Below are 18,526 nucleotides of genomic sequence, written 5' to 3' on the forward strand. Positions count from 1 at the left end.
CATGTGCTAAAATTTTTATTCGTAGATCAAATAGCGTTCTCTTGTCTTTTTGAATTGTTCTATATCTGATTGCCAAGATTTTTTTATTTCCGCTTCAGACATGCCAGTTACAATCTGTTCCTTCAAGGATTCAGTTCCAGCTAGTTTTACAAAAAAGGAATTGAAGAACTTATCTTTGTCAATCGTATTTTGATAAGCACGTATCAAAAAACTTAAGTTTATTTGCGTCATTGTATCCTGCTCGCTCAAATCTTCACCATAACACAGCATTCCTTGATTTTTAGGATATTTTGAACCTTCATTTGCCGTAGGTATGTATTTGAAATCATAGACAGTTTTATCCAAATAGGGACTTCCATAAATTTGAAATTGCTTGGATGTTCCACGTCCTGCATTCACATTAGTGCCTTCAAAAAAGCATAAGCTTGGGTAAAGGTTTATGGCTTGGTCGTTCGGTAGGTTAGGTGATGGTTTAATGGGTAAACTATAAGATTTATTATGGGCATAGTGGTTCATAGTTATAACCTCTAAGTCACATTGCACTTTGTTGTTTAGCCAGCCTTCTCCATTGATCATTTTTGCATATTCTCCTATCGTCATGCCATGGACTACAGGAATTGGGTGCATCCCAACAAAACTCTGGTATTTAAGCTCTAAAATTGGACCGTCAACATAATGACCATTTGGATTTGGTCTGTCCAAAATGAGTAAAGGGAGATTCGCTTCTGCACAAGCTTCCATAACATAGTGAAGCGTTGAAATATATGTATAAAAGCGAGCGCCAACATCTTGTATGTCAAATATCATGATATCCAAACCAGACAGTTGTTCTAAAGATGGTTTTTTATGGTCTCCGTAAAGGGATATAATGGGTAAATTGGTTTTTAGGTCAATACCATCTTTTATAATTTCACCAGCATCAGCTGTTCCTCTAAACCCATGCTCAGGCGCATACACCTTTTTAATGTCAACGTCACGATGTAAAAGCGAATCTACAAGGTGGACATAGTCTTTTTGATTCGATTTAAAAATAACACTCGTTTGATTCGCAACAACACCAACACGTTTGTTTTTTAATTTTGGAATATAGGCATCGGTTCTGTTGGCAGCAACTACAATAGTAGTGTTAGAACTGCTGTTAACTTCGTCTAGGGTTTGTTCTGATTGATGCTCATTGAGTGCGGAAGCGTCCTTTGTTTTGTGAGCACAAGAAATCAAAACTAAAACTAAGACTATAATTATTGGGAAAACCCTATTTTTGAACATCAATAAACGCATATTTATATTTTGAATTACGAGTTTTTTATAGCCAAACGTATTATTGGCAGTAAATCGTATAAAAGTAGTGTTTCAGCACCAATTATAAAAATTGGTATTGCAGCTATTACTATTGGTATGATTGTGATGCTAATTGCCATTGCCACTGGTCTCGGACTTCAGAAAAAAGTGCGAGAAAAGGTCGTGGCTTTTAATGGTCATATTACTATTACCAATTACGACAGCAACGCTTCCAATGAATCTATCACGCCTATTTCTATCGATCAACCATTTTATCCAGAATTCAAAACGGTTACTGGTATTAAGCACATTCAAGGAGTTGCTACAAAATTTGGGGTCATTAGAACTGAAACTGATTTTGAAGGCATTGTTCTAAAAGGGGTAGGAAAAGACTATGATTGGACCTATGTTAAAGATTTTTTGGTGTCCGGAACTGTACCCAGTTATGAAGGTCAATTAAGTAATGAGGTATTGATATCCAGCTATCTCGCCAATCGCCTAAATTTTAAAGTGGGTGACCGCTTTCAAACTGTTTTCGGGAAAGAACGTATTGAAGACATTCCGTTTCAAAGGACCTTCAAAGTGGTCGGAATCTTTAATTCTGGATTTAATGATATCGATAAAACCTTTATGATTGGCGATTTGAGTCATGTGCAACGCATGAACAAATGGGAAGCTACAGATATTGGGAATTTTGAAATTTATCTTGATGATTATACGCAGCTTGAGCAAAAGGAAGATGAGATTAGAGCTCAGACACCGTCTTTTTTAGACACACAAAACATCGAAGATAAATTTGCTACAACCTTTGAATGGATTAAGATTTTTGACAATAATACGTATGGCATTATCGCCATCATGATCATCGTAGCAGGAATTAATATGATAACAGCCTTATTAGTGCTTATTCTGGAACGTGCCCAAATGATAGGGATTTTAAAAGCCCTGGGAAGTAGTAATTGGAGTGTAAGAAAAATATTTCTGTATAATGCCGCCTATCTTATAGGTCTGGGACTTTTATGGGGAAATATTATTGGCTTGACCTTGTTAGTTGCGCAACAGCAGTTTAGTATTCTCAAATTTCCAGATCCAGAACAATATTACGTCTCTATCATACCGGTACATATTGGATTAGATTATGTCATCTTACTTAACATCGGGACTTTTATCGCTTGCTTTTTAATGCTATTGATACCTTCCATAATCATCACAAAAATATCACCAGTAAAGGCCATCAGATTTGAATAGCAGTGACCTTTACTATTTGGGCGTTACCCTTTAGGCAAGCATGCTCTAAAGGGTCAGGCTGTCCATTATATCTCTTCCCGTTGGTCAGAGGATGCCATTGCCATCCTTAACGCAAAATCTAAGTAAATTTTATGCTTAACGTTTAGATTTACCTATTTTTGCACAGAATTTTGATCATACGTTTAAAACGATATACGCAATAGCGACACGACTATGGAATACGCAGAAAACATATTAGACACAATAGGAAATACGCCTTTAGTAAAACTAAATAAGTTAACCTCAGAGTTACCGTGTCTGGTCTTATCTAAATACGAAACTTTTAATCCCGGAAATTCCGTTAAGGACCGCATGGCACTTAAGATGATTGAAGATGCTGAAGCGGACGGTCGCCTAAAGCCAGGAGGAACCATTATTGAAGGCACTTCCGGAAATACAGGTATGGGCTTAGCGTTGGCTGCCATCGTTAAAGGCTATAAATGTATATTCGTAATGAGTGACAAGCAATCCAAAGAAAAAATGGATATTCTAAAAGCTGTTGGTGCCGAGGTAGTTGTTTGTCCTACAGACGTAGAGCCTACAGACCCAAGAAGTTACTATTCTGTGTCGAAGAGGTTGGGCGAGGAGACACCAAATTCTTGGTATGTCAATCAATATGATAATCCGAGCAATGCCAAAGCACATTATGAGAGTACTGGACCTGAGATTTGGAAACAAACAGATGGTAAAATCACTCATTTTATTGTAGGTGTTGGTACAGGTGGTACTATTTCTGGAGTTGGGAAGTATTTAAAGGAACAAAACCCTAACGTGAAGGTTTGGGGTGTCGACACCTATGGTAGTGTTTTTAAAAAATATCACGAAACAGGAATTTTCGACCAAAATGAAATTTATCCTTATGTTACAGAAGGCATCGGCGAAGACATTTTACCTGAAAATGTCGATTTTTCCATAATTGATGGCTTTACAAAGGTCACTGATAAAGATGCAGCTGTGTATACGCAACTCTTAGCAAAGGAAGAAGGCATGTTTTTAGGAAATAGTGCAGGAGCAGCGATTAAGGGTGTTTTACAGTTAAAAGAACACTTTAATGAAGACGATGTGGTCGTGGTGTTGTTCCATGATCATGGTAGCCGCTATGTTGGGAAAATGTTCAATAATGATTGGATGCGAGAAATGGGCTATATAGATTAATAGCAACAAAGAAAAACTGAAAAGAGTCTCTAAATTCAATTAGAGACTTTTTTTGTATGGTATTTTGAAATGCTGAGCAACGTTTGTTAGGATCTTTTAATCTTCAAACATGCGTGACAATGAATTTAAACAAGGTGTGATTTCAAAATACAAACCTTCAATTTCGGCGTCATTCGCTGCCAATGTGAGGTAGTCATAATGTTCAATAAGACTCTGTTGTCCTCCAAAAGTGAGTCCGAGAATACTTATCAAATCGTATTCATGAGTGGTTTCAATAACGTAAAAAGCATCTTCCTTAGTTGTGCCATTACCAGAACTTATAAGTGCATCAAATAGCGTGTTGAGTTGGATAACTTTTTTATTAAAAAGTGCTTTGTCACCTGTGTTTTCTAAAGCGTAGAGCTGATAGTTCAGCGCTCTAATATTAAATGGATTGTCACTAAGGATGGAGTCTCCAAATTTTTGAATGTTCTCGAAATCAACAGACTCCAATTTATCTTTTTGTAATACTGCTCTGAGGCTATCTTCATAATCAGAATGTGAATACGGTGAATAGTCTTTTTGAAAAGAATAGCCGTAATATAAATGTCTTTTTTCTTCCAAAGTCATCGTAGAATCTGCCGCCTTAAAACGTTTCATGAGATTCGGATAAAACAGATTGGATGCTTCATCTTCGATGTTCTTTTCAATTGTTTTGTAATTTGGTTTTTCAAAATCCCAGTCTTGACCAACAGCCAAAAATTGAAAGCATAACATGAAGAGTAGGAAGTAGGTTGTTTTCATAATTGATGAAGTTTGTTGATTTTAAATATAGTAAATATTTCATCGAGCTCGTAAATGCCACAATAGTTAAATGTTTTAAGTCTTTTTTTTCATCTGAAAAATTGTCCTTGATTTCCTATCTTTATCGAAAATTGTCAAAGTGAATGTGAGACGACTTTATCAGCTCTTTAGAAGTATCATACTATGGTGCTTTTTAATAAGTATACAAGCAACTAATGCTCAAATTTTTGAGGAAGTGCAGGTGGCATCAGGCCTAGAAATATTACAAAACAATAATGGTGTGGCTGTTGCTGATTTTGATAATGATCTCGATTTAGACATTTTTGTCGTAGCGCTGGCCCAAGATTTAGAGAATGATGAATCGACTCAGAGTAAATTATTCAAAAACAACAATAACGGGACGTTTACAGATGTGACCCAAGAAGTAGGCTTAACCAATTTATTACCTTTTGATAGTTTGGCAGAAGACTTTTTTGGACTCAAAGGTTTTAAGCATGGTGTGTCTTGGGGTGATTACAACAACGATGGTTTCCCAGATATTCTTTTTACTCATTCCAAAAAACTACAACTGTTCATCAATCAAAATGGCATATTTACAGAAGTGACTGAAGGTGCTGGACTTCAAGCTATCAGTGAGTGTCGACATACTGGTGCTACTTGGTTTGATTACGATAACGATGGTTTTCTGGATATTTATGTCAGCGATTGGGACGAATGTGATTCCAATTCCTTGTACAGAAATAATGGAAATGGCACATTCATAAATGTGACCGTTCCAACGAATATGCAAGACACTAATGGTTTAGCGAGTTATACTGCTGTGCCTTTCGATATCAATAACGATGGTTGGATGGATTTGTATGTGTCTAATGATTTCAATGAGCCCAATAGTTTATTTGTCAATCAAAATGGCGCTTCTTTTCAAGAGCAAGCGTCATTATTCGGATTGGATAACATGATGGATGATATGGGGATTGCTATCAGTGATTTTAATCTTGATGGCGATTTCGATATGTTTATTACGGGTATTGATGAAAACCGCCTATTAGAGAATGATGGGTCAAATAATTTTGTGGATGCTACGGCTGCCAATAATTTAACTGAAAGTGGTTGGGCTTGGGGAACGCGATTCGCCGATTTCGATTTGGATGGTGATGAGGATTTAATTATTGTCAATGGTTATGAGTTTGAAAATCGAAGCACTGAAAACAATGTCTATTACCGCAATTTGTCGGCTCAAGGAGTAACGGGTTTTGAGAATATTTCTGAAACTATAGGTTTTGACGCCTTAACCGTGAGTGTGGAAGCCGTTGATTGGGATTATGATAATGATGGTGATTTGGATATCTACGTAACCAATGCCGACCAGCCTTCGATTTTTTATGAAAACAAACTCTTAAATTTTGATGAAACAAATACCTTGCATTGGTTTAAGGTGCTGTTGGAAGGAACGGTGTCTAACAGAAATGCCATAGGAAGTACGGTGACGCTCACCACTAATTCAGGAATATTTAAAAGGTATTATACAGGCGTTGGATTTCTTTCACAGAGTCTGCAACCCGTACATTTTGGATTGGATCAAGACGTACAAATTCAAGAACTAGAAATTAAATGGCCTTCAGGACTGGTGGAAACTTACCAAGATTTGGATGCCGATTCAACCGTTAAAGTCATAGAAGGAAATGGCATAACGATCATGGATATTCTACCAAGCCAGAAAATTTATGGCTGTTTAGATCCTTTTTCTTGTACCTATAATCCAGAGGCCACGATTGATGATGGATCGTGTACCTATTTGGAAGCTAATCAAATTACCGGAGCTACTAGTTCTGGGTTTTTTAGAATCGAAACTTATAATTATCCTATTGATGCTGGTGCTACAGCCAATTGGATAGTAGAAGGCGGTGAAATAATCAACGGACAAAACACATCCTCCATCACTGTAAAATGGGGATTAAATGAGACAGGAACCATACGTGTGAGAGAACAAAATGGTAATTGTTTTAGTCAGGAGCAACAGCTATCTGTAGCATTGAGTTCAGCCGAAATCCCTGATGATGTTTCTATTGCAAGATTATGGAACGAAGTGCTTCTAGAAGCTATAAGAAATGATTTTGCTAGACCAACAGTTCATGCTCGAAATTTATTTCATTCCAGTTTGATGATGTACGATATTTGGGCCATTTATGATGATGAAGCTCAGCCATATCTGATTGGTAATACGGTTCATAATTTTACAAGTGACTTGTCGGATTTTATTCCACTAGAATCAATCGAGGCATCGCGAGAAAAAGCCATCAGTTATGCGATGTACCGCTTGTTGTCATACCGATTTCAAAATGCACCAGATGTAGACGAATCTCAAGCATTGTTTGATTTAGTTATGGAGCAATTAGGGTATGATACCACTGTTAACTCTATTTTATACGAGTTTGGAAATGCTGCTTCTCTAGGGAATTATGTCGCTCAAACCATTATAAATTATGGACATAGTGATGGGTCTAGAGAACTCGACTTTTTCGGAAATGCCTATTATGCTTCTGTCAATGCACCATTAGGACCAGGTGTTCCAACAGTGACACCAATGAATGATCCAAATCGTTGGCAACCTTTGAGCCTTGATACATTTATCGACCAAAGCGGGAATCTTATTGAAGGAACCACTATTGAATTTTTAAGTCCAGAATGGGGCAACGTGTTTTCATTTGCCATGCCTGAAGAAAGTAGCATTTCGTATCAAAGAAATGGCGATACTTACAAAGTTTATAATGATCCTGGTGATCCGCCTTATTTAAGTTTGACAGCGAGTAATACCTCGGGTGATGCTTATAAACTTGGTTTTTCGATGGTGTCAATTTGGGGTTCTCATTTAGATCCTAACGATAATGTGCTTTGGGATATTTCTCCAGGAGCAATAGGAAATACTGATATTGCGGACTTCCCAACTAATTACGAAAATTATCCTGATTTTTACCATCTTATTGAAGGTGGTGATATCGGACAAGGACATGCTGTAAATCCAGTGACCGGACAACCTTATGAGTCTCAAATGGTGCCAAGAGGTGATTACACACGCGTACTTGCAGAATTCTGGGCAGATGGTCCAGACTCTGAAACACCTCCAGGCCATTGGTTTACCATCTTAAATTATGTAAACGACCATCCACTTTTAGAAAAAAAGTTTGAAGGTGAAGGCGCTATTTTGGATGCTTTGGAATGGGACGTTAAAGCTTACTTTATATTAGGAGGTGCCATGCACGACGCTGCCATTTCTGCTTGGAGTGTTAAAGGTTGGTATGATTATGTACGACCAATTTCAGCGATTAGAAACATGGCCTTGTTGGGTCAAAGTACCAATCAGGAGATGGATAATTACCATATTGGAGGAATCCCGTTAGTAGAAGGATTTATTGAAACGGTCTTATCTGGTGACCCATTGAGTGGTCCTGATGATAGCAATGTGGGAAAAATTAAATTGTTTACTTGGAAAGGACCAGATTATATCGAGGATGAATCGACTGATGTGGCTGGCGTAGGGTGGATTCTTGCTGAAAATTGGTGGCCGTATCAACGACCAACATTTGTAACGCCTCCATTTGCTGGTTATGTTTCTGGACACTCCACGTTTTCTAGGGCAGCTTCGGAAGTATTAACACGCTTGACTGGTAGTCCTTTTTTTCCTGGAGGTTTGGGTGAGTTTACTGCCAAACAAAATGAGTTTTTGGTTTTTGAGGATGGTCCTTCCGTTGATGTGAAATTACAATGGGCAACGTATAGAGATGCCTCTGATCAAACGAGTTTATCAAGAATTTGGGGAGGTATTCATCCGCCTGCAGATGATATTCCTGGAAGATTGATAGGTGAAAAAGTAGGCAATGATGCTTTTGATTTTGCAGTGCCTTATTTTAATGGTGTGATACCTATTGCATCAGAATTAGAGCAGATCATTTATCCAAATCCAGTAACGAATAATGTTGTGTATATCACACAAACCACCCAAGAGAATCGCATAGAGATATTCGATATAAGAGGCCGACCTGTCAACGTATTAACTAAAGAATTTAATCAGTTTGGTGGTGTAAGTAAGTTAACCATCCCAGTAAACACAGCTGCAGGATTATATATGCTGAGTGTTGATGGGAATTCTAAAATGCTTATTATTCAGAACTAATAGTGATGGAAGAAGCCCTTATTCAATACATTCCTGAACATGCTGTTCCAAAATTATTACAGCTTTTAGATCACGATAATTTAATAGTTAAGGTTAAGAACGAACGAAAAACAAGACATGGCGATTACAAACGTTTACCCAGTGGTAAGCATCAAATAACGGTAAATTCTAACCTGAATAGTTATCGGTTTTTGATCACCTTAGTTCATGAAATTGCGCATTTTGAAGCTTATAAATCCTACGGTCGATCCATAAAACCACATGGACAAGAATGGAAATTGACTTTTCAACGCTTGATGCTACCATTTTTAAGCCCTGATATTTTTCCGTATGATCTATTGCCACTTTTGGCAAATCATTTTAAAAATCCAAAAGCCTCCAGTGATACAGACACCAAGTTAGCCTACGCGTTAAAACAATTTGATGAACCCAATGATAAAACCTATATATTTGAAGTGCCTTTAGGGCACACTTTCAAACTCTACAATGGTAGAATGTTTAAAAGAGGTGAGAAACGGGTAAAACGCTATGAATGCATTGAGATAAAGACAGGTCGCTTGTATCTGTTCAATCCCAACGCTGAGGTAGAATTAGTAACTGATGACTATGAATAAAAATTATTATGCCATATTGATGGCAGGAGGTGTGGGATCAAGATTTTGGCCTGTAAGTACACAGGATTTTCCCAAGCAATTCCATGACATGCTCGGAACCGGTGATACATTGATTCAGAAGACCTTCAAAAGGCTTGCTCAATTAATTCCAAAAGAGAATATTTTTATTTTGACGAATGAGCGCTATAACGATCTCGTCTTTGAACAATTGCCTGAGGTGACCCAACGACAAGTGGTTTTGGAACCTGATATGCGCAATACGGCGCCATGTATTCTCTATGCTTCATTGAAAATACAAAAGGAAAATCAAGATGCGGTCATGATAGTGGCGCCAAGCGATCATTGGATAGAAGATGAAAAAGCCTTTACTCAGGATGTACAACAAGCATTTGATTTTTGCGAAAACAATGATGCTTTAATGACTTTAGGGATTCAACCAACATTTCCAAATACTGGTTATGGTTACATCGAATTTGATAAAACTAAAGACACTCAAATAAGAAAGGTTAATCGATTTCGGGAAAAACCTGATTATGAAACAGCAAAGGAATTTATTGCTCAAGGTAATTTTTTATGGAACGCAGGAATTTTTATGTGGCGTGTAAAAAGTGTTTTAGCGTCCTTTAAAAGAAATCAACCAAGCTTGTTTCAATTATTTCAATCGGGTTATGACACCTATAATACACCATCTGAAGACGCTTTTATTAAAGAGCATTATGGAAAGGCTGAGAACATTTCTGTGGATTATGCACTGATGGAGCATTCTGAAAACGTCTATGTGATTCCCGCAACCTTCGATTGGAATGATTTGGGAACCTGGGGAAGTCTCTATGACAAACTAGACAAGGATCAAAATAGCAATGCCGTGGTCAATGCAAAAACTTTAACTGAAGATGCTTCTGGTAATATGATTCGTACATCCAATAATAAAGTAGTTGTGGTGGATGGTTTGCAAGACTACATTATCGTTGATAAAGACGAAGTTTTACTTATCTTTCCAAAAGCTAAAGAACAAGATATTAAAAAAGTCCTGCAAAGTGTCAAAGACAAGTTTGGGGAACATTACGGGTAATTATGAGTGACGAACATAAATTTAATTTTTCCGAAGAGGAAGCTCAAATCAATAAGGAAAAAGCTGTAGAAGAATCAAAGGAAGCAGTTCGAAAAGATGCAGAAGGCCTTTGGCACAGTATCAAGCGTTTTTTAACTGAGCTCTTAGATTTTAGAGATGATACCGATCGAGATGCTACGATGGATGCCATTAAGAATGACATTCCGTTCAAAGGCGCTACCGCTTGGATTTTAGTATGTTCTATATTTGTGGCATCCATCGGTTTGAACGCTAATTCTACGGCTGTTGTAATCGGTGCCATGTTGATTTCTCCACTTATGGGACCAATTTTGGGTGTGGGACTTTCCATAGCGATTAATGATATTGATACACTAAAACGATCCTTGATCAATCTAGCAATCATGATTGTTTTGAGTTTGTTAACCGCATTTTTGTTCTTCCGATTTTTTCCTTTAAGTGAGGACACGTCAGAACTTCTAGGACGCGTTAAACCCGATATTCGTGATGTGCTTATTGCCTTTTTTGGTGGTTTAGCATTGATCATCGCCAGAACTAAAAGAGGCACTATTGCGTCGGTTATTTTTGGAGTCGCTATTGCAACCGCGTTAATGCCACCACTTTGTACGGCAGGCTATGGTTTAGCTAAAGCCAATTGGGTGTATTTTGGACAAGCCATGTATTTATTTACCATCAATACTATTTTCATTGCCTTAGCCACATTTTTAGTACTGAAGGTGTTAAGATTCCCGATGTTGAAGTATGCCAATTCTAAAAAACGTAAAAGAATTGCAAGACTGGCATCATTGATTGCAGTAATCGTTATGATTCCTGCAGGATTCACCTTTGTGGACGTTTTAAAGCAAAGTCGCTTTGAGATTGCTGCAAAAGCCTATGTTGAAAATGAGTTAAAAGCGTTGCCGAATGCTGGTTATATTCAGAAAAATGCCAGTATTAACTATGATCCCGATGGCAATTCCTTTATTGAGATCATTCCTTTCGGTAATGATGAAATTAATGAAGAAACAAAGCGTTTGCTTGAATCGCGATTTGAAAATTATTCAGCCCTTACAAAGGCCAAGCTATACGTGAATCAAGTAAAGAATCGAGCGATTAATAATTTGGAGTACATGGAAGAATTAAGAACTCGTGATTCTATTGATTTACTATCTCAAACTCAGAAAATAGCATTTTTAGAGAATAGAGTTTCTAAATTACTACCATTGGAGCGCGATCAGATTCCGTTTGAAAATTTAGTAAAAGAAGCAAAAATCAACTATGAGAATCTGAAGTCGGTGTCTTACGCTAAGCAAATCACATCCGATTTCGATAAACTAGATACTTTAGCTATTTTTTCATTTAAATGGATAGATTCTTTAACCACGCCACAACAAAAGGAAAAGGATTTGAAGAAACTACGAGTCTGGTTTAAGGAAAAATTAAAACTGGATACCTTGGTGGTTAATTAAGACTAGTCATTTTCATCAAGATACATCTTACGCACCTTTTTAAAGAGTTCAGAAGAATACACAAAATTGGTGACCGCTTCATTATCGGTTTTAAATATAGTTTTATTAGAGCCTTCCCACGCTTTAAGGCCATCCTTTAGGAACACTATTTTTTCACCAATCTCCATAACGGAGTTCATGTCATGTGAATTGATAACCGTAGTGATATTGTACTCATCGGTAATTTCCTGAATCAAATTATCGATAACCATAGCTGTTTTTGGATCCAATCCAGAGTTGGGTTCGTCACAAAATAAGTATTTCGGGTTATTAACAATAGCTCTAGCGATAGCTACTCGTTTTTGCATGCCACCAGAAGCTTCACTTGGCATTTTGTGATGAGCACCTTCGAGATTCACCCTTTTTAGGACAAAATCTGCACGATCTTCCATTTCACTTTTACTCTGTTTCGTGAACATGCGTAAAGGAAACATGACATTCTCCAAAATAGTCATAGAATCGAATAGCGCACTTCCTTGAAATACCATTCCCATTTCCGCTCTAAGATTCCGTTTTTGATCATCAGTGAGTTCAGCATACACTTTGCCATCGTAGGCGATAGATCCTTGTTCCGGAGAAAATAAACCCAACATACATTTGAGGAATACGGTTTTACCCGAACCACTTTGACCAATCACTAAACTCGTCTTACCTTTTTCAAAGGAGGTCGATATGCCTTTCAATATATGAGCATCTCCAAAAGATTTATGGATGTCTTTTACTTCAATCATCAGCTTAATAACAGTTGGGTTAAAATATAGTTCAACAGGATGATGACCACACTCGTCCAAACAAACGACGTCGTACTCGCTTTTCCTACTTCAAGGGCGCCGCCTTTCATGTAATAACCATAAAATGAAGGGATAGTAGCTAATACAAAAGCGAACACAAAGGTCTTAATAAACGCATAGATGATATGAAAGGGAATAAAATCCTCTTGAACACCAGTGATAAAATCCTCTAAAGTACCAAAGCCACCATAAACAGCCGCAGCCATTCCTCCTAGGATTCCTAAAAACATAGCAATAGAGATGACAAATGGGTATAACATCAAGGCGATAAATTTTGGAAAAACTAAGTAGTTCAGACTATTGATTCCCATCACTTCTAAAGCGTCAATTTGTTCAGTAACACGCATGGTACCGATACTTGATGTGATAAATGAGCCTACTTTACCTGCCATAATAATGGAAATAAAAGTAGGAGCAAATTCTAGAATGACAGATTGCCTAGTGGCAAAGCCTACGAGATATTTAGGAATGAGCGGATTGCTAATATTAAGTGCTGTCTGTATGGTAACCACACCTCCAACAAAAAATGAAATAAAGGCAACAATACCTAAAGACCCTATAATTAAGTCGTCAATATCTTTTAAGATAAGGGTTCGCATAACTGACCATTTAGTCGGTTTGCGGAACATTTCGGCAATCATTATAAAATAAGCGCCAATATTATGAAGGTATTGCATAGTCAAATTTGTTATGGTAAAAGTAAAAAAATACAAAGACTTATTTAACCTTAAGTTTAAAAGATGCTGAACTAAAATCTGTATTTTTGATATTCAAAATATAAATCTCATGTTTAAGCACTTTTTTATCTGCTGCGTCGCCCTATTTTCAATGACATCCTGTCAATCTCAAAAAGCATCTGTAGAGGTTATGTCTCATCCAGTCAATCAAAGTGAGTTGATGAATGATCGCTATATGAATGATCGACCAAAACTGGTGGTTGGCATTGTTGTAGATCAAATGCGATACGATTATTTGACCCGTTTTTATCATAAGTTTGGAGAGGGAGGTTTTAAACGACTCATAAAAGATGGCTTTAATTGTAAGAACAATCACTTTAATTATGTACCCACTTATACAGGTCCTGGTCATGCTTCAGTTTACACAGGAACAACACCGAAATACCATGGCATTATTGGAAACAACTGGTATGATAAAACTACGAAGGAAATGGTGTATTGCGCAGGAGACGAATCTGTGCAATCTGTAGGTACGACGAATAACGCCGGACAAATGTCACCTCATCGACTACTCACTACGACTTTTGCCGATGAAAATAGACTATTCACACAAATGCAAGGGAAGACCATAGGTATTTCCTTAAAAGATCGAGGTGCGATACTTCCTGCGGGACATACTGCAAACGCAGCCTATTGGTTTCACGGTCAAGATGAAGGTGTTTGGATTACGAGTACTTTTTATACGAGTAAATTACCAAAATGGGTCACAGATTTTAATGCGTCGGAAACGGCTGAATCTTATTTGAAACCTTGGAATACCTTATATGACATCGCAACTTACACCGAAAGTGGTTCAGATGAAAATAGTTTCGAAGGCGGTTTCCGAGGGAAGGAGACTGCAACGTTTCCATACGATTTGGCAACTTTGAAAGATGACAATCGCGGATTTGATATTTTAAAAGCGACACCCTATGGAAATAGCCTTACAACCGATTTTGCGATGGCAGCTATTGTTGGTGAAGATTTAGGTAAAGATGGCACCACAGATGTGTTGACCGTTAGTTATTCAAGTACCGATTATGTAGGTCATAATTTTGGTGTTAATTCCAAGGAGATTGAAGATACTTACATTCGTTTGGATAAAGACTTAGAAAGATTCTTGAATTATTTAGATACGACTGTAGGTGCAGGAGAATACACCGTTTTCTTAACAGCAGATCATGGTGCTGTAGATGTACCCTCGTATTTACAGAGCGTTAAAATACCTGCTGGCTATTTAAATTTTTCACAAACTCGAGAAGCGTTAAATGATTTTATGACTACGAAATATAACGACCAACGCTTAGTCGAAAATATCAGTAACGATCAATTGTTTTTAAATCGACAACTGATAGACAGTTTAGGCCTTGATATACTTACAGTACAAGAGCAGTTAGTGACAGAACTCATTGGCTATGATCACGTTTCTAAAGTGTATTCAGCGCATACGATGTCTACGACAAATTTTACGACTGGAATAGAATCGTTATTACAGAACGGTTTTAACCAAAAACGTTCAGGCGATGTTATTATGGTCTCAGATATTGCCTATATTCCTTACGGAAGGACAGGCTCTACCCACGGAAGTGGCTTAAATTATGATACACATGTGCCATTAATATTTTACGGAAAAGGTATTCGTAAAGGAGACACGTTAAAGAAAACGGTTATTTCAGACATCGCACCAACCTTGTCCGCACTCTTAGGAATTAGTTTTCCAAATGGATCTACTGGCCAACCTTTAGATTACGTAATAGATTAAAATAATGAGTAAACGAAATTGGTATGCTTTAATCGCTGTGATCATTGTTGTTGGCGTTTATGGTTATGAGCATTTCTTAATTGAGAAGGAACAAACGGCCATAATTGAGCAAGGTGAAACCACTAAAAAGGATACCAATGACTACTTTTTACCGACAAGTACCACAGGTCAAGTCATTCATCATGAAGGGTATTCTTTATCCTATTCAGAATCACATGAACAAGCGGAATGGGTAGCTTATGAATTAAAGAAAAGGCATCTGTCCAATACCAATTTCAAGCGACCTTATTTTGAAATTGATAAGGCTGTCAAAACTGGTGCCGCACATTGGCGAAACTACAAGCAGTCTGGTTATGATCGTGGTCATTTATGTCCTGCAGGAGATAGGCGCTACAGTCGAGAAGCACATGATGAAACATTTTTGACCAGCAATATTAGTCCGCAGGAACACGATTTTAATTCTGGTATTTGGAATACACTGGAACAGAAGGTAAGATACTGGGCTGCGAAGTATGACGGTGTTTTTGTGGTGACTGGTGGTATATTGAAAGGAGACATGTCGACCATAGGAGAGGAGCAGGTAGCAGTTCCGAATCAATTTTATAAAGTACTGATTGATTACAATTCCGGAGGGACGAAAATGATCGCATTTCTGATGCCGCACGAAGCTTCTACAAAACCCTTATACGAATTTGTGGTGTCTGTTGATGAGGTTGAAGCCCTAACCGGAATTGATTTTTTTCCTGAGTTAGAAGATAGTTTAGAGACACGATTGGAGGCGTCAAATTCTTATAAGGATTGGAGTTTTAATTGAAGAACTTAAACTTTTTTGAAATTCCTTGCCATCTCAGTCGCCGTATAAATTGCCCTTGCTCTTTGGTGACGAGTGGTTCTATCCCTTTATTCTGTGCCTTAAAATATCCCAGCATGTAATCTTTAAATAATCCGAGACTTTTCTTTTTATATGAAAGTTTTAAGGCTGAAATGAGCGTGATAAGCAAACCATAGCGCATTTTGTACATGGCTTCACCTTGTAAATATTTTGAAGCCTTATTATAACTTTTACCAGTTGGTTTCAAGTGTTTGACGTGTAGCGAAGGATCTACCAATATTTCCCAATGATAGTAGTTGGCTAATAGTTCGTCAATCGTGTCCCAACCCATGGATCTTTTAAGTTTTCCAATCTCTAAAAAACAGGGTTTGCGGTAGGCTTTTAATGCGCCTCTAATGTGATCGTCACGCGTGAGGTTTTCTAAGACCCAAACCTTATCTTTTTCAATATAACATTGACCAGCTGCCATGCCTAATTTTGGATTGGCGTTGAAATGTTCTGCCAGTTGTTCCAAGTAATTTTCAGGAAATATCAAATCGGCATCAAACTTACAGATCACATCGTAATGCTCATCTAAGGTTTCAAAACCCTTGTAAAAGGCATCGATAATTTTGGCACCTGGTAAATGCTTGTCTGACGACTGCACATCAACCATAGAGATGTTAGCATGTGTTTTGGCGAAAGTAGACACAATAGCCTTAGTGGTATCTGTAGAATGATCATTAACTACCACAATTTGTTTAGCTGGTAAGCTTTGATGAATCAGGGATTCTAATGTGTTGCTAATGAAGTCTGCTTCATTGTGCGCTGGAATGATGATATAGAAATCCAAGGTTGATCTTTTTGATTGTAAAGGTAACGTTTACGATCCTAATTTAGGAATTTGATGCTTGTATTCGCTCAGCGTAGACAACGTAATAACGAGGAGTGAACCATCTCAATATAGGACGTAATCCAATCTTTTTTGTTGGATTGGTCCATTTCTGACGATCGACAATCTTCCAACCTGATTTCTCTAATAACCAATCAAATTGCCAATCTTCGAATTCGTGAAAATGCCGATCTCTCATATCTGTTTTACTTCTGTAGGCAGAAGCAAACCATAATTTTAAAGGAACACTTGCCACTAATTTATTTGATGATATCGCTTTTAGTACAGTAAAAGGAGAGAGTAGATGTTCAAAAATTTCGAAGGCAGTAACCACAGTGGCATCACTCTGCGCTAACTCTGAAGTATCGATATCTAGATCTATTCCCGAAGTATTCTGAACATCATAACCCTCAGATAATAAAATCTTAGACAAAGGATTTTCAACTCCCAAATCCAAGATAGACTCCGAAGTATCAACATGCTTTTTTAAGAATTCGAGCGTGAGTTTAAAACGTTTATTAGGATACGTATGTTCGTACATGTCTAGTATTGATAAACAATCGCATTCACATGCATACCTGCACCAACACTAGCAAAAATAATCACATCGCCTTCTTCAATGGTATGCCCATCCAATTTGTTATTTCGGATCAGGTCAAATAACGTAGGTACCGTCGCGACCGAACTATTACCTAATTTTCCAATGCTCATGGGCATGACACCTTCAGGAACTTTAGTTTTGTATAATCTAAAGAAACGTTTAATGATGGCTTCATCCATCTTTTCATTGGCTTGATGAATCAATATTTTTTTGACATTCTTAATATCCACGCCACTATTGTCAAGACAAGTTTTCATGGCATCTGGCACGTTATTTAGAGCAAATTCATAGATTTTACGACCGTGCATTTTGATATAACGTGTATCACGACAAAGATCTTGGTTGTTAGAATTTCCGAAGAATAAATAATAGGCTTCATCATAGGTGAATGATGCTGTTTCATGCGCAAGAATACCACCTTTTTCATCGGTTTCCTCAACTATGGTAGCGCCTGCTCCATCACTATAAATCATAGAGTCACGATCATGCTTGTCTACCACACGAGATAAAGTTTCACTTCCAATCACTAGACATTTTTTGGCCATACCCGACTTAATAAATGCTTTCGCTTGGATCACTCCTTCTACCCAACCTGGACATCCAAAAAGGATATCATAGGCCACACATTTTGGGTTCTTAATACGCAAACTATGCTTCACCCTAGAAGCTAGACAAGGCAATAGGTCTGATTGAATGGTATTAGCTTTAACATCACCAAAATTGTGGGCGCAGATGATATAATCTAACTCTTCTGGGTCAATATTGGCATCTTCAATAGCTTTTTGAGCCGCTAAAAAGCCTAAGTCCGAAGAGGTAAGTTGTGGGTCTGCATAACGTCGTTCAACAATACCTGTAATGGCCTTGAACTTATCCACAATAATTTCATTGGGTGATTCGATACTACTACCATCAATATTTAAAAATTCATGTTGATGGAAATCTTCATTTTTTTCAATCGCACTTGGAATATAACTTCCAGTACCTGTAATCTTTATGCTCATAAAACCTGAAATCTCATTTAATTGTAAATTCTACAATATGGCAATATACTAACAATTCATTTAATGCTTAGTGTATCACTTTGTAAA

At 37.5% G+C, this 18,526-nt stretch carries 15 protein-coding genes; 8 read left to right on the top strand and 7 right to left on the bottom strand.

Features of this window, described 5'->3' with window-relative positions:
* Positions 1-15: 15 nt before the first annotated feature.
* On the bottom strand, positions 16-1,278 hold the full coding sequence (locus ACU8DI_RS11655) for an exo-beta-N-acetylmuramidase NamZ family protein (RefSeq protein ID WP_447112959.1): 1,263 nt from the start codon (positions 1,276-1,278) through the stop codon (positions 16-18).
* 9 nt (positions 1,279-1,287) lie between these two features.
* Here ACU8DI_RS11655 and ACU8DI_RS11660 point away from each other — a divergent pair, with 9 nt between their 5' ends.
* Positions 1,288-2,526 carry an ABC transporter permease gene (locus ACU8DI_RS11660; RefSeq protein WP_447112960.1) on the top strand — a complete coding sequence of 413 codons (1,239 nt, stop codon included), beginning with the start codon at positions 1,288-1,290 and terminating at the stop codon, positions 2,524-2,526.
* A gap of 213 nt (positions 2,527-2,739) precedes the next feature.
* Positions 2,740-3,720 carry a PLP-dependent cysteine synthase family protein gene (locus ACU8DI_RS11665; RefSeq protein WP_447112961.1) on the top strand — a complete coding sequence of 327 codons (981 nt, stop codon included), beginning with the start codon at positions 2,740-2,742 and terminating at the stop codon, positions 3,718-3,720.
* Between the two features lie 96 nt (positions 3,721-3,816).
* Here the strand turns inward: ACU8DI_RS11665 and ACU8DI_RS11670 are convergent, their stop codons facing one another.
* Positions 3,817-4,503 carry a DUF4919 domain-containing protein gene (locus tag ACU8DI_RS11670; protein ID WP_447112962.1) on the bottom strand — a complete coding sequence of 229 codons (687 nt, stop codon included), beginning with the start codon at positions 4,501-4,503 and terminating at the stop codon, positions 3,817-3,819.
* 145 nt (positions 4,504-4,648) lie between these two features.
* Here ACU8DI_RS11670 and ACU8DI_RS11675 point away from each other — a divergent pair, with 145 nt between their 5' ends.
* Genes ACU8DI_RS11675 through ACU8DI_RS11690 form a run of 4 tightly spaced genes read left to right on the top strand, consistent with a single transcriptional unit; the run spans position 4,649 to position 11,826 of the window.
* Entirely contained in the window at positions 4,649-8,674 is a 4,026-nt protein-coding gene (locus ACU8DI_RS11675) for an FG-GAP-like repeat-containing protein (protein ID WP_447112963.1), read from the top strand.
* A gap of 5 nt (positions 8,675-8,679) precedes the next feature.
* The gene (locus ACU8DI_RS11680) at positions 8,680-9,288 is read left to right on the top strand and encodes a SprT-like domain-containing protein (protein ID WP_447112964.1); all 609 of its coding nucleotides are present in this window, start codon (positions 8,680-8,682) and stop codon (positions 9,286-9,288) included.
* Positions 9,281-10,360, top strand: coding sequence for a mannose-1-phosphate guanylyltransferase (locus tag ACU8DI_RS11685; RefSeq protein WP_447112965.1), 1,080 nt, complete (start codon positions 9,281-9,283; stop codon positions 10,358-10,360). Before ACU8DI_RS11680 ends, ACU8DI_RS11685 begins: the two co-directional genes overlap by 8 nt.
* A gap of 2 nt (positions 10,361-10,362) precedes the next feature.
* Positions 10,363-11,826, top strand: coding sequence for a DUF389 domain-containing protein (locus ACU8DI_RS11690; protein ID WP_447112966.1), 1,464 nt, complete (start codon positions 10,363-10,365; stop codon positions 11,824-11,826).
* 2 nt (positions 11,827-11,828) lie between these two features.
* On the opposite strand, the gene ACU8DI_RS11695 is transcribed toward ACU8DI_RS11690, so the two are convergent.
* On the bottom strand, positions 11,829-12,596 hold the full coding sequence (locus ACU8DI_RS11695) for an ABC transporter ATP-binding protein (RefSeq protein ID WP_447112967.1): 768 nt from the start codon (positions 12,594-12,596) through the stop codon (positions 11,829-11,831).
* Positions 12,596-13,333, bottom strand: coding sequence for an MlaE family ABC transporter permease (locus ACU8DI_RS11700; RefSeq protein ID WP_447112968.1), 738 nt, complete (start codon positions 13,331-13,333; stop codon positions 12,596-12,598). Before ACU8DI_RS11700 ends, ACU8DI_RS11695 begins: the two co-directional genes overlap by 1 nt.
* A gap of 109 nt (positions 13,334-13,442) precedes the next feature.
* Here ACU8DI_RS11700 and pafA point away from each other — a divergent pair, with 109 nt between their 5' ends.
* Positions 13,443-15,134, top strand: a complete 1,692-nt coding sequence (pafA, locus tag ACU8DI_RS11705) for an alkaline phosphatase PafA (RefSeq protein WP_447112969.1) — start codon at positions 13,443-13,445, stop codon at positions 15,132-15,134.
* Between the two features lie 4 nt (positions 15,135-15,138).
* Positions 15,139-15,948 carry a DNA/RNA non-specific endonuclease gene (locus ACU8DI_RS11710; protein WP_447112970.1) on the top strand — a complete coding sequence of 270 codons (810 nt, stop codon included), beginning with the start codon at positions 15,139-15,141 and terminating at the stop codon, positions 15,946-15,948.
* Here ACU8DI_RS11710 and ACU8DI_RS11715 read toward each other — a convergent pair.
* From ACU8DI_RS11715 to ACU8DI_RS11725, 3 genes are read right to left on the bottom strand one after another with little or no spacing between them, the layout of a single operon-like run.
* The gene (locus tag ACU8DI_RS11715; RefSeq protein ID WP_447112971.1) at positions 15,941-16,798 is read right to left on the bottom strand and encodes a glycosyltransferase family 2 protein; all 858 of its coding nucleotides are present in this window, start codon (positions 16,796-16,798) and stop codon (positions 15,941-15,943) included. The two genes, ACU8DI_RS11710 and ACU8DI_RS11715, sit on opposite strands and share 8 nt — an antisense overlap.
* Before the next feature lie 43 nt (positions 16,799-16,841).
* Entirely contained in the window at positions 16,842-17,378 is a 537-nt protein-coding gene (locus tag ACU8DI_RS11720) for a methyltransferase (RefSeq protein ID WP_447112972.1), read from the bottom strand.
* 2 nt (positions 17,379-17,380) lie between these two features.
* Positions 17,381-18,439, bottom strand: a complete 1,059-nt coding sequence (locus tag ACU8DI_RS11725; RefSeq protein WP_447112973.1) for a 3-oxoacyl-ACP synthase III family protein — start codon at positions 18,437-18,439, stop codon at positions 17,381-17,383.
* Between the last annotated feature and the right edge of the window lie 87 nt (positions 18,440-18,526).

It is taken from the genome of Psychroserpens sp. BH13MA-6 (assembly GCF_052983595.1).

Bases quoted from the DNA above. Each gene is read 5' to 3' on its own strand.
- pafA (WP_447112969.1), top strand. From the start codon at position 13,443: ATGTTTAAGCACTTTTTTATCTGCTGCGTCGCCCTATTTTCAATGACA.
- ACU8DI_RS11655 (WP_447112959.1), bottom strand. From the start codon at position 1,278: ATGCGTTTATTGATGTTCAAAAATAGGGTTTTCCCAATAATTATAGTC.
- ACU8DI_RS11670 (WP_447112962.1), bottom strand. From the start codon at position 4,503: ATGAAAACAACCTACTTCCTACTCTTCATGTTATGCTTTCAATTTTTG.
- ACU8DI_RS11685 (WP_447112965.1), top strand. From the start codon at position 9,281: ATGAATAAAAATTATTATGCCATATTGATGGCAGGAGGTGTGGGATCA.
- ACU8DI_RS11720 (WP_447112972.1), bottom strand. From the start codon at position 17,378: ATGTACGAACATACGTATCCTAATAAACGTTTTAAACTCACGCTCGAA.
- ACU8DI_RS11700 (WP_447112968.1), bottom strand. From the start codon at position 13,333: ATGCAATACCTTCATAATATTGGCGCTTATTTTATAATGATTGCCGAA.
- ACU8DI_RS11680 (WP_447112964.1), top strand. From the start codon at position 8,680: ATGGAAGAAGCCCTTATTCAATACATTCCTGAACATGCTGTTCCAAAA.
- ACU8DI_RS11710 (WP_447112970.1), top strand. From the start codon at position 15,139: ATGAGTAAACGAAATTGGTATGCTTTAATCGCTGTGATCATTGTTGTT.
- ACU8DI_RS11690 (WP_447112966.1), top strand. From the start codon at position 10,363: ATGAGTGACGAACATAAATTTAATTTTTCCGAAGAGGAAGCTCAAATC.
- ACU8DI_RS11725 (WP_447112973.1), bottom strand. From the start codon at position 18,439: ATGAGCATAAAGATTACAGGTACTGGAAGTTATATTCCAAGTGCGATT.
- ACU8DI_RS11695 (WP_447112967.1), bottom strand. From the start codon at position 12,596: ATGATTGAAGTAAAAGACATCCATAAATCTTTTGGAGATGCTCATATA.
- ACU8DI_RS11665 (WP_447112961.1), top strand. From the start codon at position 2,740: ATGGAATACGCAGAAAACATATTAGACACAATAGGAAATACGCCTTTA.